17 protein-coding genes are annotated in these 13,787 nt (G+C 69.2%); 13 read left to right on the top strand and 4 right to left on the bottom strand.

The genetic code is table 11. The annotated features are described in order from the left end of the window. Positions 1–19 precede the first annotated feature (19 nt). The 5 genes from K6T25_RS14405 to K6T25_RS14385 all read left to right on the top strand — a co-directional run bounded on the left by K6T25_RS14405 (position 20) and on the right by K6T25_RS14385 (position 3,353). Positions 20–808, top strand: coding sequence for an N-acyl homoserine lactonase family protein (locus K6T25_RS14405; protein WP_222915256.1), 789 nt, complete (start codon positions 20–22; stop codon positions 806–808). Between the two features lie 172 nt (positions 809–980). Continuing rightward, a complete protein-coding gene (locus tag K6T25_RS14400) occupies positions 981–1,562 on the top strand; it encodes a biotin transporter BioY (RefSeq protein ID WP_222915254.1) in 582 nt (193 codons plus the stop codon). Between the two features lie 9 nt (positions 1,563–1,571). Continuing rightward, on the top strand, positions 1,572–2,342 hold the full coding sequence (locus tag K6T25_RS14395) for an energy-coupling factor ABC transporter ATP-binding protein (protein ID WP_222915252.1): 771 nt from the start codon (positions 1,572–1,574) through the stop codon (positions 2,340–2,342). Then, a complete protein-coding gene (locus K6T25_RS14390; RefSeq protein WP_222915251.1) occupies positions 2,336–3,064 on the top strand; it encodes an energy-coupling factor transporter transmembrane component T family protein in 729 nt (242 codons plus the stop codon). The genes K6T25_RS14395 and K6T25_RS14390 overlap by 7 nt, the downstream gene beginning before the upstream one ends. A gap of 94 nt (positions 3,065–3,158) precedes the next feature. Next, positions 3,159–3,353 carry a hypothetical protein gene (locus K6T25_RS14385; protein ID WP_222915249.1) on the top strand — a complete coding sequence of 65 codons (195 nt, stop codon included), beginning with the start codon at positions 3,159–3,161 and terminating at the stop codon, positions 3,351–3,353. A 60-nt stretch (positions 3,354–3,413) separates the two neighbouring features. Here the strand turns inward: K6T25_RS14385 and K6T25_RS14380 are convergent, their stop codons facing one another. Together K6T25_RS14380 and K6T25_RS14375 are read right to left on the bottom strand one after the other, a co-directional pair. After that, the gene (locus K6T25_RS14380) at positions 3,414–4,274 is read right to left on the bottom strand and encodes an aldo/keto reductase (protein ID WP_222915247.1); all 861 of its coding nucleotides are present in this window, start codon (positions 4,272–4,274) and stop codon (positions 3,414–3,416) included. 101 nt (positions 4,275–4,375) lie between these two features. Continuing rightward, positions 4,376–5,689 carry a phosphoribosylglycinamide synthetase C domain-containing protein gene (locus tag K6T25_RS14375; RefSeq protein ID WP_222915246.1) on the bottom strand — a complete coding sequence of 438 codons (1,314 nt, stop codon included), beginning with the start codon at positions 5,687–5,689 and terminating at the stop codon, positions 4,376–4,378. Positions 5,690–5,883: 194 nt separating this feature from the next. Between K6T25_RS14375 and K6T25_RS14370 the strand changes: the two genes are divergently transcribed. The 4 genes from K6T25_RS14370 (at position 5,884) to K6T25_RS14355 (ending at position 10,319) form a co-directional block, all read left to right on the top strand. Continuing rightward, entirely contained in the window at positions 5,884–6,594 is a 711-nt protein-coding gene (locus K6T25_RS14370) for a TetR/AcrR family transcriptional regulator (protein WP_222915245.1), read from the top strand. Then, positions 6,591–8,072 carry an MATE family efflux transporter gene (locus K6T25_RS14365; RefSeq protein ID WP_222915243.1) on the top strand — a complete coding sequence of 494 codons (1,482 nt, stop codon included), beginning with the start codon at positions 6,591–6,593 and terminating at the stop codon, positions 8,070–8,072. Before K6T25_RS14370 ends, K6T25_RS14365 begins: the two co-directional genes overlap by 4 nt. Positions 8,073–8,252: 180 nt before the next feature. Then, positions 8,253–8,552: a DUF7967 family protein gene (locus K6T25_RS14360; protein WP_222915242.1), complete on the top strand. Its 300-nt coding sequence runs from the start codon at positions 8,253–8,255 to the stop codon at positions 8,550–8,552. Positions 8,553–8,612: 60 nt separating this feature from the next. Then, the gene (locus K6T25_RS14355; protein WP_222915240.1) at positions 8,613–10,319 is read left to right on the top strand and encodes an aldehyde ferredoxin oxidoreductase C-terminal domain-containing protein; all 1,707 of its coding nucleotides are present in this window, start codon (positions 8,613–8,615) and stop codon (positions 10,317–10,319) included. Positions 10,320–10,378: 59 nt separating this feature from the next. On the opposite strand, the gene K6T25_RS14350 is transcribed toward K6T25_RS14355, so the two are convergent. Continuing rightward, entirely contained in the window at positions 10,379–10,660 is a 282-nt protein-coding gene (locus tag K6T25_RS14350) for a MoaD/ThiS family protein (RefSeq protein WP_222918078.1), read from the bottom strand. 137 nt (positions 10,661–10,797) lie between these two features. Here K6T25_RS14350 and K6T25_RS14345 point away from each other — a divergent pair, with 137 nt between their 5' ends. Next, a complete protein-coding gene (locus K6T25_RS14345) occupies positions 10,798–11,136 on the top strand; it encodes a DUF8124 family protein (protein WP_222915239.1) in 339 nt (112 codons plus the stop codon). 37 nt (positions 11,137–11,173) lie between these two features. Here K6T25_RS14345 and K6T25_RS14340 read toward each other — a convergent pair whose 3' ends face one another. Next, positions 11,174–12,046 carry a hypothetical protein gene (locus K6T25_RS14340; protein WP_222915237.1) on the bottom strand — a complete coding sequence of 291 codons (873 nt, stop codon included), beginning with the start codon at positions 12,044–12,046 and terminating at the stop codon, positions 11,174–11,176. Positions 12,047–12,141: 95 nt separating this feature from the next. Here K6T25_RS14340 and K6T25_RS14335 point away from each other — a divergent pair, with 95 nt between their 5' ends. From K6T25_RS14335 to K6T25_RS14325, 3 genes are all read left to right on the top strand, one after another. Then, positions 12,142–12,333, top strand: a complete 192-nt coding sequence (locus K6T25_RS14335) for a hypothetical protein (protein WP_222915236.1) — start codon at positions 12,142–12,144, stop codon at positions 12,331–12,333. A gap of 77 nt (positions 12,334–12,410) precedes the next feature. After that, positions 12,411–12,971 (top strand): TATA-box-binding protein, encoded by a 561-nt coding sequence (locus tag K6T25_RS14330; RefSeq protein WP_222915234.1) that lies wholly within the window; start codon positions 12,411–12,413, stop codon positions 12,969–12,971. Positions 12,972–13,103: 132 nt separating this feature from the next. After that, a complete protein-coding gene (locus tag K6T25_RS14325) occupies positions 13,104–13,736 on the top strand; it encodes a hypothetical protein (RefSeq protein WP_225917763.1) in 633 nt (210 codons plus the stop codon). Positions 13,737–13,787 lie beyond the last annotated feature (51 nt).

The following is a 13,787-nucleotide window of genomic DNA, read 5'->3' as shown; positions in this document are numbered from 1 at the left end:
GGCGGTCGTGTGCACGGGCATGCCCGAGGTCACTCTCGTCGATCGCGGTCGCGTCCGCGCGGACCAGGCGTACGTCGTCGACGGCGCGTCGATGGCCAGCGCGGCGGAACCGGATCCCGAGCACACCCGCATCGAGTTCGTCGTCTGGAACGCCGTGATCGAGGCCGGCGGGCGGACGTATCTGTGGGACACCGGCGTGCCCACCGACGCCGCGGAGTACTGGCCCGATCCGCTGTACGGCGCGTTCGAGGCGCACGACGCGAGCGAGCACTCCCTAGAGGGCGATCTCGCGGACGCGGGGTACGAGTTCGACGACGTCGACGCGGTGGTGATGAGCCACCTCCACCTCGATCACGCGGGGGAACTCGACGCGTTCGCCGGCACCGACACCCCGGTGTACGTCCATCGCGACGAGTTGCCGTTCGCTTTCTACTCGGCGCACACCGACGAGGGGTCGATCGCGTACCTCGCGTCGGACTTCGATGGCGACCTGAACTGGCGCGTGGTCCACCGCCATCGCCACACGCTCGCGGACGGGTTCGAGTTGCTCCACCTGCCGGGGCACACCCCGGGCCTTCTCGGCGCACGGATCGAAACGCCCCACGGAACCCTCCTCGTCGCCGGCGACGAGTGTTACGTCGACGCGAACTACGCGGAGGGCGCGCCGCTGGGACCGGGACTGCTGTGGAGCGAGCGGGACTGGCACGAGAGCCTCGAGACGCTCCGCGAACTGGAGCGGCGGACCGACGCCGACGTGCTGTACGGCCACGACCTCGATCGGTTCGACACGCTCGCGGCGCGCTACTGATCGGGTTCGACACGCTCGCGGCGTGATCCGCGTACACGTGGGAGCGGTGGTCCGTCCTTCCTCTCAACCGACGAGCGTCGGGAACGAGGGCCGTCTTCGACGCTCGGCGGCACCGAGACCTCCCCGGGCCATCTCGTAAAGTCTAACAGCCGTCTCGGTTTACGAGGGACACATGAGTACCGCAACGGAGGACGTCGACCTCGTCGGCGAGGAGATCGTCGCCAACGTGGCGCGCGCCGCGCTGTTCGCGGCGCTGACCGGCGTGTTCGCGTACGTGTCGTTCCAGCTTCCGGTGACCTCGGTCCCGTTCACCCTGCAGGTGTTGGGCGTGTTCCTCGCGGGGGTGTTCCTCGGGCCCGTGTGGGGCGCCGCGTCGATGGTCATCTACGTCGTCGCCGGGGCCGTGGGCGCGCCGGTGTTCGCCTACGGCTCCGCCGGCCTCGGGTCGCTGTTCGGGCAGTGGGGCGGGTACCTGTGGTCGTACCCGTTCGCCGCCGCCGTCGTCGGCGCGGGCGTCCACGGCGCGGGCGATCTGGTCGACCCGGGTTCGGTGGGTCTCGGTCGCCTGATCGCCGCGATGACCGCCGGGACCCTCGTGATCTACGCGTTCGGAACCGTCGGCTACGCGCTCGTCGGCGAGGTGAGTCTCGCGACCGCGGTGCTGGCCGCGGCGGTTCCGTTCGTCCCCGCGGAGGCGATCAAGGCAGCAGCGACGGTGGCGATCGTCCGCAGCGACGCCGTCGTCGCGCGGTAACGTCGAGCCGTGATCGAGGTTCGCGATCTCACACACCGCTACGGCGGCGGGGAGGCCGGAGCCGACTCCGGCGGCGCCGACGGCTCCGTTTCGGACGGTGACGCCGGCGGATCGATCGCGCTCCGCGACGTGTCGCTTCGGATCCCCGACGGGGAGTTCCTCGTGCTCGCGGGCGCCAACGGCTCCGGGAAGTCGACGCTCGTTCGACAGTTCAACGGCCTGCTCACGCCCGACGAGGGCGAGGTGCTCGTCGACGGAACCCCCGTGAGCGACGACCTCGTCGCCGCTCGCACACGGGTCGGGATGGTGTTCCAGGAGCCGCGCGACTGCTTCGTCGCCGCGACGGTCGCCCGCGACGTGGCGTTCGGGCCGGAGAACCTCGGGTTGCCCCGCGAGGAGATCGATCGCCGTGTCGACCGCGCGCTCGTGGCCGTGAACATGACCGACCGCGGCGACGAGCGCATCGACAGGCTCTCGGGGGGCGAACAGGAGCGGGTCGCCGTCGCCGGCGCGCTCGCGATGGAGCCGTCGCATCTCGTCCTCGACGAGCCGTTCACCGGCCTCGACGAGTCGGCACGCGAGTCGGTGCTCGCTCACCTCCTCGAACTCAACCGCGACGGCACCGGGATCGTGCTCGTGACGCACGACCTGCGGGACGTGCTCGAACACGCAGATCGGCTCGTCGTCCTCGCGGACGGCGAGGTCGCGGTCGACGCGCCCCCCTCCGCCGGACTCGACGCCCTCGAGGACCTCCCGGTTCGTCGCCCCGAGCGATGCTGACGTACGAGCCGGGAGACTCCCTGGGACATCGCCTCGACGCGCGGAGCAAGCTGCTGTTGCAGGCGGCGTTCGCGGCGGCGGCGTTCGGACACACCGATCCGATCGGTCTAGCCGTACTCACCGGGGTCACGGCGGTCCTGATCGCGCTCGCGTCGACGACGCCGGGAGTCGTTCTCGCGGAGTACCGCGGGATCCTCCCGTTTCTGGCGGCGGCCCCGGCGATCGAATCCCTGCGGTTGGGAGCCCCCTGGATCGACCCCGCCGCAGCCGTCGATCCGGCGCTGGCGGCGTACCGCACGCTCCTCCTGCTCGCGCTCGTCGCGGCGTACGTCCGAACGACGCCGGTTCGCGAGTCGGAGGCCGCCGTCGCGCGCCTCGTCCCCGGCAAGCCCGGCCGACTCCTCGGCCTCGGCGTCGGGCTCGTGTTCCGGTTTCTTCCGGTGCTGCAGGCGGATCTAGCCCGTACTCGGGAGGCGATGGCGGCACGACTCGGCGACCAGCGTCCGCTGCGCGACCGCGTGCGGCTCGTCGCGACCGCGGGACTGAATCGCGTGCTCTCCCGCACGGACCGGCTGGCCGTCGCGTTGCGCGCGCGGTGCCTCTCGTGGGACCCCACGCCGCCGGAGGCGACGTTCGGGCGGGACGACGTCCTGGCGCTGGCGCTGGCAGCGTCGCTTGTGGGGTGGGCGCTGTGGCCGACCGTGACTGCGGCGTCGTGGTAGCGGCGTCGTGCTCGCGACGAGGTCCCGACCGCGCCGATCGACCCGGCTCATGCCGACGCGCTTTTACCGGATCGCGAAGCAACCTCCCACAACGATGAGTGAACGCGAGGCTGAGGACTGGCTGATCCGGTATCTGGTCGTGATGGTCGTCGCCGCGACGGCCCTCCTGATGCTCATCTACGGGCTCGTGTTCGCGCCGAGCATGGCCCTGACCGCCGGCGCGGTCGTCGCGCTCGCGGCGGTCACGGCGGTCATCGTCCTCGACCTTCGGTCGTGGCGGACCGCGTAACACGGGACGCATCGACCCCGCCGAACCGATCGACCCCGCCGATCGGACCGATCGCGACAGTTACTCTCCGGCGTCGGTGAGCCGGGCGACCTCCTCGTCCGACAGCGACAGCGACGCCGCGGCCACGTTCTCCCGCAGGTGGTCGACGCTTGAGGTGCCCGGGATCGGGATCGTCACGTCCGAGTGGGCGAGCAGCCACGCGAGCGCGACCTGCCTCCGGGTCGCGTCGTGTGCCGCGGCGACCGAATCGAGCGCGTCGCCGACGGCGCCCAGGTCGCCGGCGGCGAGCGGGAACCACGGGACGAAGCCGATCTCCGCGTCCTCGCACGCCTCCAGGACCGCCTCGTCCTCCCGGTTGGCCACGTTGTACTGGTTCTGGACGGTCGCGATCTCGACGTGCTCGCGCGCCTCGTCCAACTGCTCGACCGTGACGTTCGAGAGACCGACGTGCTTGACGTGGCCCTCGTCTTTCAGCTCGGCGAACGCGGCCACGCTGTCGGCGAACGGCGTGTCCGGGTCCGGGCGGTGGAACTGGTACAGGTCGATCGTCTCGACGCCGAGGCGGTCCTTGCTGACGAGCACCTGGTTGCGGATGTAGTCGGGGTCGCCATGGGGGAGCCAGTCACCGCCGGCCTCCCGGAGCAACCCCGCTTTCGTGGCGACGACCGCCTCGTCGACGATCCCGGCCTCCCGAAGCAGGCGCTCGGAGGTGCCCGGTCCGTAGGAATCGGCGGTGTCGACGAAGTCGACGCCGAGTTCGACGGCGTTGCGGGCGACCTCGCGGGCGTTCTCCTCGTCGTCGGGGGCGCCGATGATGTCGTCACCGCACAGACGCATCGCGCCGAATCCGAGCCGGTTCACCGTCGTCTCGCCGTCCAGATCGAACGTCCCCGCGGCCGCCGCGTCGGGTGTCTCGCTCATACGTCGCCGTGACGTCGCCCGTCGGTATAGTCGCGGCGGCGCCAACCCCCCGCGACGGCACCGACCCTCCGCAGCGGCGGGAGCGGTACTCGCGGAACGGCCTACGCCGGCCCGAGGTATCCCCACGCCTGCAGCCGGTCGCCGTCGCCGTCGATCCAGCGCTCGCCGATGTCGTCGCGGTAGTACATGTTGGGCATCACGATGTCGTCGATCCGGTCGTATGCTTGTTTACGAGCGGCCTGCATCGTGTCGCCCGTGCCGGTCACGACGATGGGCATGCCGTTGTCGCCAGCCGCGCGCCACTGGCCGTCGACCTGCTTCGCGTCCTCGAGGTGGATCCCCTCGCGGCTGTCCGTCTCGAACACCACGGCCGCGTTCCGGGAGTTCTCGTCGTACGTCTTCTCGTCGTCGAACGGGAACGGCGGGAGGACGACCCGAACGGCGATCTGGTAGCCGTTGTGAACCGCCGGATCGGGGTCGTTGCCGTGGGCGAGGTCGTAGAAGAACTCGCCGGTGGACGACTCGATGGACTCCTCCTGCAAGGCGATCGTCGGGTATCCGAACCGCGGCGTGAACTCCAGGGGATAGATCCCGGTCTCGTTGACGATGCAGTTGATGTCGATGCTCCCGACGTAACCCTCATCGGCGAGCCACTCTTCGACCTTGCCGAGCGTCGCTTCGAACAACCTGTTCTGTCCGGCCCAGAACATCGACGTGCCCATCTCACCCGTCGACGGCCCGATGTTCCCCGGGAACAGCTTCTTGTGCTCGAAGTTGAAGTTGACGTGGTCACAGAATCCGTTGCCGTCGAAGAACCCGCAGATAGCGATCTCGACGCCCTCGACTTTCCGCTGCAGCTGGAACCCCTTCATTCGGTGGCCCCACGCCTTCTTGTACGCTCGGAGCACGTCGACCACGTCGCTGCCGTCGTCCTCGTTGCCGACGTAGAGCAGTCGTTTGACGTTCTGCACCTCCCCGAGCGGCTTGATCACGTACGGCGCTGGGTTCGCTTGGACGTGCTGGATGCCCGCGTCGAAATCGTGGAAGATGTGGTGTTCGACGGTGTTGACACCGTGCTCTTCGAGGATCTCCATCGCGTAGCCGCGATCTTCTTCGAGGAGATCGGTGTTCGGCGTGCCGCCGACGACGGCGTTTCCTTGCTCACGGAGTTCCTGAGCGAGTTTGCCCGTCCCGATCTCCGATCCAACCCAGATGTCGTCGAAAATGATGACATCGGCCCATTCGACCTCCGCGCGCCAATCGTCGGTCTTCGGGACGAACCCATCGCCGATCTCCGCGTCGCTCTCGGCCTCGATGTAGTACTTCACCGCGTGGCCTTCGCGGTGTACCTGCCACGCGAGGTCGGTGATCAACGCCGCGTCGGCGGATACGAACAGGAACCTGTGCTCGTCCATACCGCTACAGCGACACGAACGGAGTTATAGCCGGCGCCACGCCTCACATGCGATGTCGACGGTTCCAATCCACGGGAAGAGGGCGAGAAGACGACGCGTGCCACCGTACCTCGAACCGCTCCGAACCCGAACCATTTTTGACTGACTGGCCAGTTAGTTAAGATAGACGCGGCGACCGGTCCGTCGGGACCAACATGCCGCACCCGGATCACACGATGAGTCAGGAGCATGACACCCAGACGGCGTTCATGGAGGCGACGTACCGCGCGCTGTGTACGCACGGGTACGCCGACCTCACCATGCAGGACATCGCCGACGAGACGGACAAGAGCAAGGCGGCCCTCCACTACCACTTCGACGGGAAGGACGACCTCTTTCGGGAGTTCCTCGCGTACCTCCACGACGGCTTCGCCGAGAAGATCGCCGATCACCCCGACGGAACCCCGGTCGAGCGGTTGGTCGCGCTCGTTCGCCGGGTGCTCGACCCCGTTGACGAGGGGTCCCAACATCAGTTCAATACGGCGTTCATGGAGATCAAAGCGCAGGCGCCGTACCGCGACGGCTACCGCGAGATACTGCGCCGATTCGACGCCGATCTCCGAACCGAGGTCGCCGACCTGGTGCGGAAGGCGATCGAGGACGGACAGTACGACGACGGGACGGACCCCGAAGCCGTCGCCGAACACGTCCTCACGTATATCCACGGGACGTGGACGCGCGCAGCCGCCATCGGCGCCGACGTGGTGACGATGCGCGAGCACCTCGTCGAGGACCTGCTCGACCTGCTCGTCGACGACGCGACCGTTCCTATAAGCGTCGAGGCGACCGACGAGCAGGCGACCGCGACGGGCGACGGCGACGCGATCACGGGTGACGGATCGGACGACGTGGTGGGATCCGGATGACGGTTCCGGACCGCCTCTCGTCTGTGTTCAAGGGGCGAGACGAGTTCGACCTCACCGACGGGAGCATCGGCAAGCCGCTGTTTTACCTCTCGTTGCCGATCGTCGTCACCAACCTCCTGCAGACGGCGTACAACCTCGCCGACACGCTGTGGCTGGGTCGCTACAGCACCGAGGCGCTGGCGGCCATCTCGTTCGCGTTCCCGATGGTGTTTCTCCTGTTCTCGCTCGGGATGGGAGTCACCGTCGCTGGATCGGTGCTGGTGGCACAACACATCGGCGCGGACGAGGAGGAGGAGGCGAAGTACGCCGCCTCTCAGACGGTCTCCTTTGCGATCATCGTCTCGCTCGTCCTCGGCGGCGTCGGCTACCTCGTCGTCGGGGATCTGCTCGGCCTGCTCGGCGCGTCGCCGGAGGTGCTCCCGCTCGCGACGGACTACATGCGGGTCATCTCCTCCGGGCTGGTGTTCATGTTCGGGTTCTTCGTGTTCACCGCGCTGATGCGCGGCTACGGGGACACGATCACGCCGATGCTGGTGATGCTTCTCACGGTCGTCGTGAACATCGTCATCGACCCGTTCCTCATCTTCGGGTGGTGGATCTTCCCCGAACTCGGCGTCGCCGGCGCCGCCTACGCGACCATCTTCTCTCGGGCCTTAGCGTTCGTCGTCGGCATGGCGATCATGCTCCGGGGCACGCGCGGCGTGCAGATCACCCCCGCGGACATGGTGCCGAATCTCACGTACGCGAAGAAGATCGTCCGCATCGGCGTTCCCGCCTCGATCGAGGGAACCGGCCGGTCGCTGTCGGTGAACCTGATGCTCGTCATCGTCGGGCTGTTCCCGACGACGGTCGTCGCCGGCTACGGGATCGGCGTCCGCGTGTTCTCGGTCATCTTCCTCCCGGCGATCGCCGTCGCTCGCGGGGTCGAGACGATGACGGGACAGAACATCGGCGCCGAGAAGCCCGACCGTGCGGCGACGGCCGCCGGGATCGCCGCCAAGACGATGTTGGCGATCCTCGGTGGTCTCGGGATCGTGGTGATCCTCACGGCCCGGCCGATCGCGGCGGTGTTCACGGACGACCCCGCCGTCATCGCCGTGACCGCCGACTTCCTCCGCTGGGTCGCGCCGACGTTCGGCTTCATCGGCGTGATGCGCGCCTACACCGGCAGCTTCCGGGGTGCTGGCAAGACCATGACCGCCGCCGCCATCTCCATCCTGATGCTCGGGTTCATCCGGCTGCCGGTGGCGCTGGGGCTGGCGAGACCCGACATCCTCGGCCTCCCGCTGCCCGCGTTCGGGTCGACCGGGATCTGGATGGCGTTCGCGGTCTCGAACACCGCCGGCGCGATCATCGCGTACCTCTGGTACCGGCGCGGCACCTGGCGCGACGCCGACCCCCGCGGCGAGGTGCCCGTCGGCGACGACGACGAGGACGAGGATCGCTCGGACGCGACCGTCGCACCGACCGACGACTGACGGCTTCCTGCCCCGGGTACGGCGCTCCGGTGGGGGAACTTCGGGCTGCGCGGGCCACGGCGGTGACTCGGTGTCGGGCGACGACGCGACGCAGTACCGGTCAACCATACCGGACGCGGGTGCGCGCGCCGACCGGGAATCACCGTGGGCGCTTTACTCACGCTCATGCTAGCTACCGGTATGAGCACCGTAGACTCGAGCGAGACCGGCGACAGCGACTCCGTTCGCGTGTGGCTCGTCGAGCGGACGTACGGCGACGACGAACTGAACATCGTCATCCTCGTGTACGCCGACGAGACGGGCGAGCGCTACTTCCGCAAGGAGCGCGCGCTGACGAGTTTCACCGACGAGCGCGAGACGCCGGTGTCGCAGACCGTCTCCGCGGACGATCTCGGTCGGACCGACGAGGCGGACCGCGAGCGCTACGCCGCGGAGGCCGATCGAATGGCGGACACCCACGACCCCGACGACACCGTCTGAGGCGCCGCTCGTTCCGCCGGCGGAGGTACCGTTTTGTTCCGAGCGCCGAAACCGGGTCGTATGCTCACCGCGAAGGGACCGCTTTTGACGGTCGACGTAACCGAGCGCGCTGTCGAGGAGACGGACATCTCGGGGACGCTCTCGGAGTTCATCGGCGGCCGCGCGGCCGCGACGGCGCTGGCACACGAGCGTATCCCCGCCGACGCCGACCCGTTCGGCCCCGAGAACCGCGCGTACCTCTCGACGGGACCGCTCCAACTGAGCCGGATGAGCTTCACCGGCCGCATGAACATGACGGGGCTGTCGCCGCTGACGGACGGGCTCGCGTCGACGAACGCCGGCGGCTACCTCTCGCGCAACGTCGCGGACACGGGCTACTCGGTCGTCGAGTTCGTCGGCGCGAGCGACGAGCCGCTCGCGGTCCACGTCCGCGACGACGGCGTCTCCTTCGAGAGCGTGCCCGAGTTGGCGGGCGCTGCGGTCTCGGCAGTGTCCGAGTACATGGCCGACGAGCACGACCTCGGCCCCGAGCACTGCATCACGATCGGGCCGGCCGGCGAGAACCTCGTGCGGTTCGCCTCGGTGATGACGTTCGACTCCCGGGCGTTCGGTCGCGGCGGCCTCGGCGCCGTCCTCGGGAGCAAGAACGTCAAGTGCGTGACGTTCGCCGGCGACGGCAACGCCCGCCCCGACATCGAGGTGTCGGATCCGCCCGCGATGGACGTTCACCGGGAGGCCGCGACCTCGGACGACCGGATGAAGCGCCAGGGGACGACCGGGGGGACGGAGTTCATCAACGACAACTTCGCGCTCCCGACGCGCTACTTCGACGAGTACGAGTTCGAGTCCGCGGCGGGCATCGGCGGGAACGCCGTCGAGGAGAAGAAGTACAGGAAGGGCGCCTGCTCGCAGTGTGCGTACGCGTGTAAGCTTCCGACCCGCGACGAGGAGCGCGGCGTCGAGACCGAGGGGCCGGAGTTCGAGACCGTCTACGCGTTCGGCTCGTGTCAGGGCGTCGGCGACATCGTCGACGTGATGGAGGCCAACGAGCTGTGTGACGAACTCGGGATGGACACCATCTCCGCGGGCGTCACGGTCGCCGCCTACCTCAAGAGCGAGGAGGCGTTCGGGGACGCCGAGTTGGCGCGGGAGGTGCTGCGGGAGATCGCGACCCGCGAGACCGACCGCGGCGACCTCCTGGCGGAGGGCGTCCACCGAGCCCACGAGGAGTTGGGCGTGGCCGACTACACGGTGAAGGGGATGGAGTTCGCCGCCCACGACGGCCGCGTCCTCCACGGACAGGGACTCTCGTACGCCGTCGCGAACCGCGGCGCCGACCACATGTACGGGGGGATGCTCGGGTTGGAATACTCGGGCGAACTCGACCCCGAGGGCACCCTCGGGAAGGCCGAACGACTGGTCCACGAGGAGAACCGAAACGTCGTCCGCGACTCGGGTATCGTCTGCGCGTTCGCCGGCGACTACGTCACCGACGAGCGTCTCGCCGCGCTGCTGGAAACCGACTACGAGCGCCTGCTGGAGATCGGTGCCCGCGTCGTCGCCCGCGAGCGCCACTTCAACAACCGGCGCGGGACGGACGCCGCGGACGACGGCCTTCCGTACGCCGACGAGGTGCCCGACCTCGACGCCGCGATCGCGGAGTACTACGAGGCCCGCGGGTGGAACGCGGACGGCACCGTTCCGGAGAACGCGCTCGACTCGCCCGCGGACACCGCCGTCGGGGTCCAGGCCGTCGCCGACGACTGAGGCGGCGCGGACGGCTGCGGCGCCGGCGAGATCGAGTCGCCGCGGCGACACCGTCCGCGTCAGCCGCCGTACACCGACGGAACCAGCCGGATCACGTCGCCGTCGTCGAGCGCGGTGTCGACGCCGTCGAGGTGGCGGACGTCCTTCTTCGCCTTCGTCACCACCGTCGATCCGGCGATCGTCTCCCCACTCTCGTCGACCAGCCGTCCTCCGAGTTCCGGGTAGCTCCGCTCGACCTCCCGGAGGAGGTCGCCGACGGTGGCAGCGTCCGTCTCACGGACGACCGCCTCGACGCCGGCGTCCTCGCGGAAGGGGCCGAACAGCCGACACTCGACTTCGATCGCCATACTCCGGCGTCGGTCGCGAGCGGGTATGTAGCTTCGGACGCGTCGCCGCCGTCGCTGCAGACGCCTCGCCGTTCGGACGCGTCCCAGCCCACCCGACGGACTCTTGCGGCCCCGCCGAGAACTACGGATGGATGAGCGACGACGGCGCCGGCGACGCCGACCCGACCGCCCCCGAAACCGCGGAGTCCGCCGACGACGAGGGCGACACCTTCGGCGTCGGCATCCACGTGACCAGCGACGAGTTCCGGTTCGTCGTCCACGTCCCCTCCGACATCGACTCCGGGTGGCGCGACCCCGACGAGTTCCAGCGGCTGATCGAGGTGGCTACCTGGGACCGACTCGACCGACCGGAGACGCTTCGCGCGGTCGCACGGACGACCGCGGAGGGAGAGACGGTGACGCTGGGCACGGTGACGATGCGTCCCGGCGGCGACGTCATCGATCACTCGCTCGCCCCGCCTGGGGAGTGACTCGACGGAACTCGCCGGTGTGCGGTCGCGAGCCGGGTCAGCCGGCTGGCGATTCGGCGGACCTCGTGAGAATCGATCCGATCGTGTCGACGCGGGCCGGGTCGTACCGGGTGAGGTCGTACCGATTGGCCGCGACGGTGTCGCCCCACACGTCGAGCGCGCCGAGCGTGACGAGCGCCTGCAGCGCCGCCCCGAGCGTTCGGGGCGTCGTCTCCGGGTCGGGGATGCTCGCGTGGATCTGTTTCGACTGCGGGTAGCTCATCTCCACGGCGGTCAGTCCCCGGCGCGCCTCGCGCCAGTGGTGCCGGAGGTATCCGAAGTTGGTCGGGTCGCTGCGCCGAAGGTGCGCGATCAGCCGCTCCGTGAGCGGCCGCTCGGCGTCGTCGTCGGCCGGAACCCGGCGGGACAGTGCCGAGAGCACGGCGTCGTCGTTGGTCGTGACCGACGTGTGAAACTCCAACCCGGACGCCGCGGCCGCCTCGACGAGACCCGGGACGATCGAGTCGACGTCGGCGTCGGCGGGGACGAGCGCGCCGACGTCGTCGACGACGACCGTTCCGTCGTCGCCGAGGTCGTCGCCGAGGTCGGCCAGCACCGTCTCGAGATACTGGCTCGGCTCAAAGAGGGGTGCCTCGACGGTGGCGACGGTGACTCCGTCGCCGACGGGTTGCCCGCCGGACGCCGGCGAGGCGGAGACTGCACCGCCGCGGACCGTCTCGTCGACGCTGATAAGCGACGATCGTCCGGGCGAGGACGGCCCCGCCGCCTCGACTGCGCGGTGCCACCCGTCGACCGAGCGGTCGGCGAGGAGCGCGACGTGAACGCCGCCGACGGCGGCGACCGCGCTCGCGACCGACGCCTCGTCGGCGTGGATAGCGCCGACGGACCGCTCGGTCACCTCGCCGGACATACTACCGTCTACGGCACACGCACCAGACATAAATTTACGGGAACGACATCGGAACTGATGTCACACGTCGTCGAACCTCCCGCCGGACGCGAGCGATGAGCCGCGAGCGCGATCCGGACCGACCGGTCGCGGCCGTACAGAACGCCGCCGTCGCCTGCGAGCGATTCGATCTGTCCCCGGCGTTCGCCGCATCGCTCGCGGGCTGTGGGGTATCGGCGGTCCGACAGGCGCTCGTCGAACGTGGCGGCGCGGGCAACTCGGCGAACGACCCTCCGAGCGACTACTGACCGGAAGGCGGCGACCGCAGAGACACCCGGCTTTATAACCCCACGGTTTATAAAGGAATCCAGAGGAACGACGACGCATGACGGACCCGGCAGAATCCATCGAGATTCAAAACGTTGTAGCATCGACGGGGATCGGGCAGGAGCTCGACCTCGAAGCCCTAGCCGAGGACCTTCCGGGCGCGGATTTCAACCCGGACAACTTCCCCGGGCTGGTGTACCGAACGCAGGAGCCGAAGGCGGCCGCGCTGATCTTCCGGTCCGGGAAGATCGTCTGTACGGGCGCCAAGAGCATCGACGACGTGCACGAGGCCCTCGGGATCATCTTCGAGAAGCTCCGCGGGCTGAAGATCCCGGTCGAGGAGGACCCGGACATCACCGTCCAGAACATCGTCTCGTCGGCCGACCTGGGCCACCAGCTCAACCTCAACGCCCTCGCGATCGGCCTCGGGCTCGAGGACGTCGAGTACGAGCCCGAGCAGTTCCCCGGCCTCGTCTACCGGATGGACGAGCCGGACGTGGTGATCCTCCTGTTCGGCTCGGGGAAGATCGTCATCACCGGCGGCAAGCGCACCGACGACGCCGAGGAGGCGGTCGAGGAGATCGTCGACCGCATCGAGGCGCTCGGCCTCCTCGGCTAACGCCGCCACCCCACCGGTTCCCGTTCTCACGAGTCGCGACCACAGACCGATCCGTCCGTGCCGAGACCGGCGTCCGAACGCCGCGTTATCGGGGAAATAGGTATATACCCGGAGCGCACAGTCCCCGACACAGTGGCTTCCCGACAGGGCGCCGCCGACGCCCGCGCGGCGTCGGCGCACACCGGTCGCGGCGGCTCGTCCACGAACACCCGGGCACGAACCCGCACGCCCGACACCCCTGACCGGGCGCGTGACGTCTCGGCTCCGCCCGAACGCGACCCCGGACAGTATGCGCAGACGGACCACTTTCGACATCGGCTGCGCCAGCAGGGTCGCTACATAACCCTTCCCGTCGCCGGCGACGCCATCCAGAACGGCCAGCTCCGCTGGAACTCCACGGACGGCTGGCGGTTCGCGCTCGTCCGCGACGGCGTCAGGTTCGTGATCGTCATCGGCGACACGGACACGCCCTCTCCCGTGCTGGTCACCGGCTGGACGACGATCGCCGACTGGGAGGCCGCGACGGCGTCCGACCGCTGGGACGAGGCCGACGTCAACACGATCCAGCTGCGCGCGGACCTCTCCGAACACAAGGAGCGACAGATCCCCGGTCGGATCCGCCCGCGTGTCGTCACCCGCCCGTTCGCGGTCGGGGGCCACCGCGTCCGCACCGCCGCCGGCGACGGGTACGTCGAGTGTGTCGAGTGCGGCGCGCGCTTCCGCTCGAAGCGCGAGCTGTGTGAGCTTCCCTGCGACGCGCGCTGACCGCGGGGAGCACCCACTTTTCGGCTCCCCTCCCGAGCCGGTCGCCGAGCG

It is taken from the genome of Halobaculum rubrum (genome assembly GCF_019880225.1).
Lineage (GTDB): Archaea > Halobacteriota > Halobacteria > Halobacteriales > Haloferacaceae > Halobaculum > Halobaculum rubrum.
The sequence above is the reverse complement of the archived record's forward strand: the minus strand, read 5'-3'. Positions and strand labels throughout refer to the sequence as shown.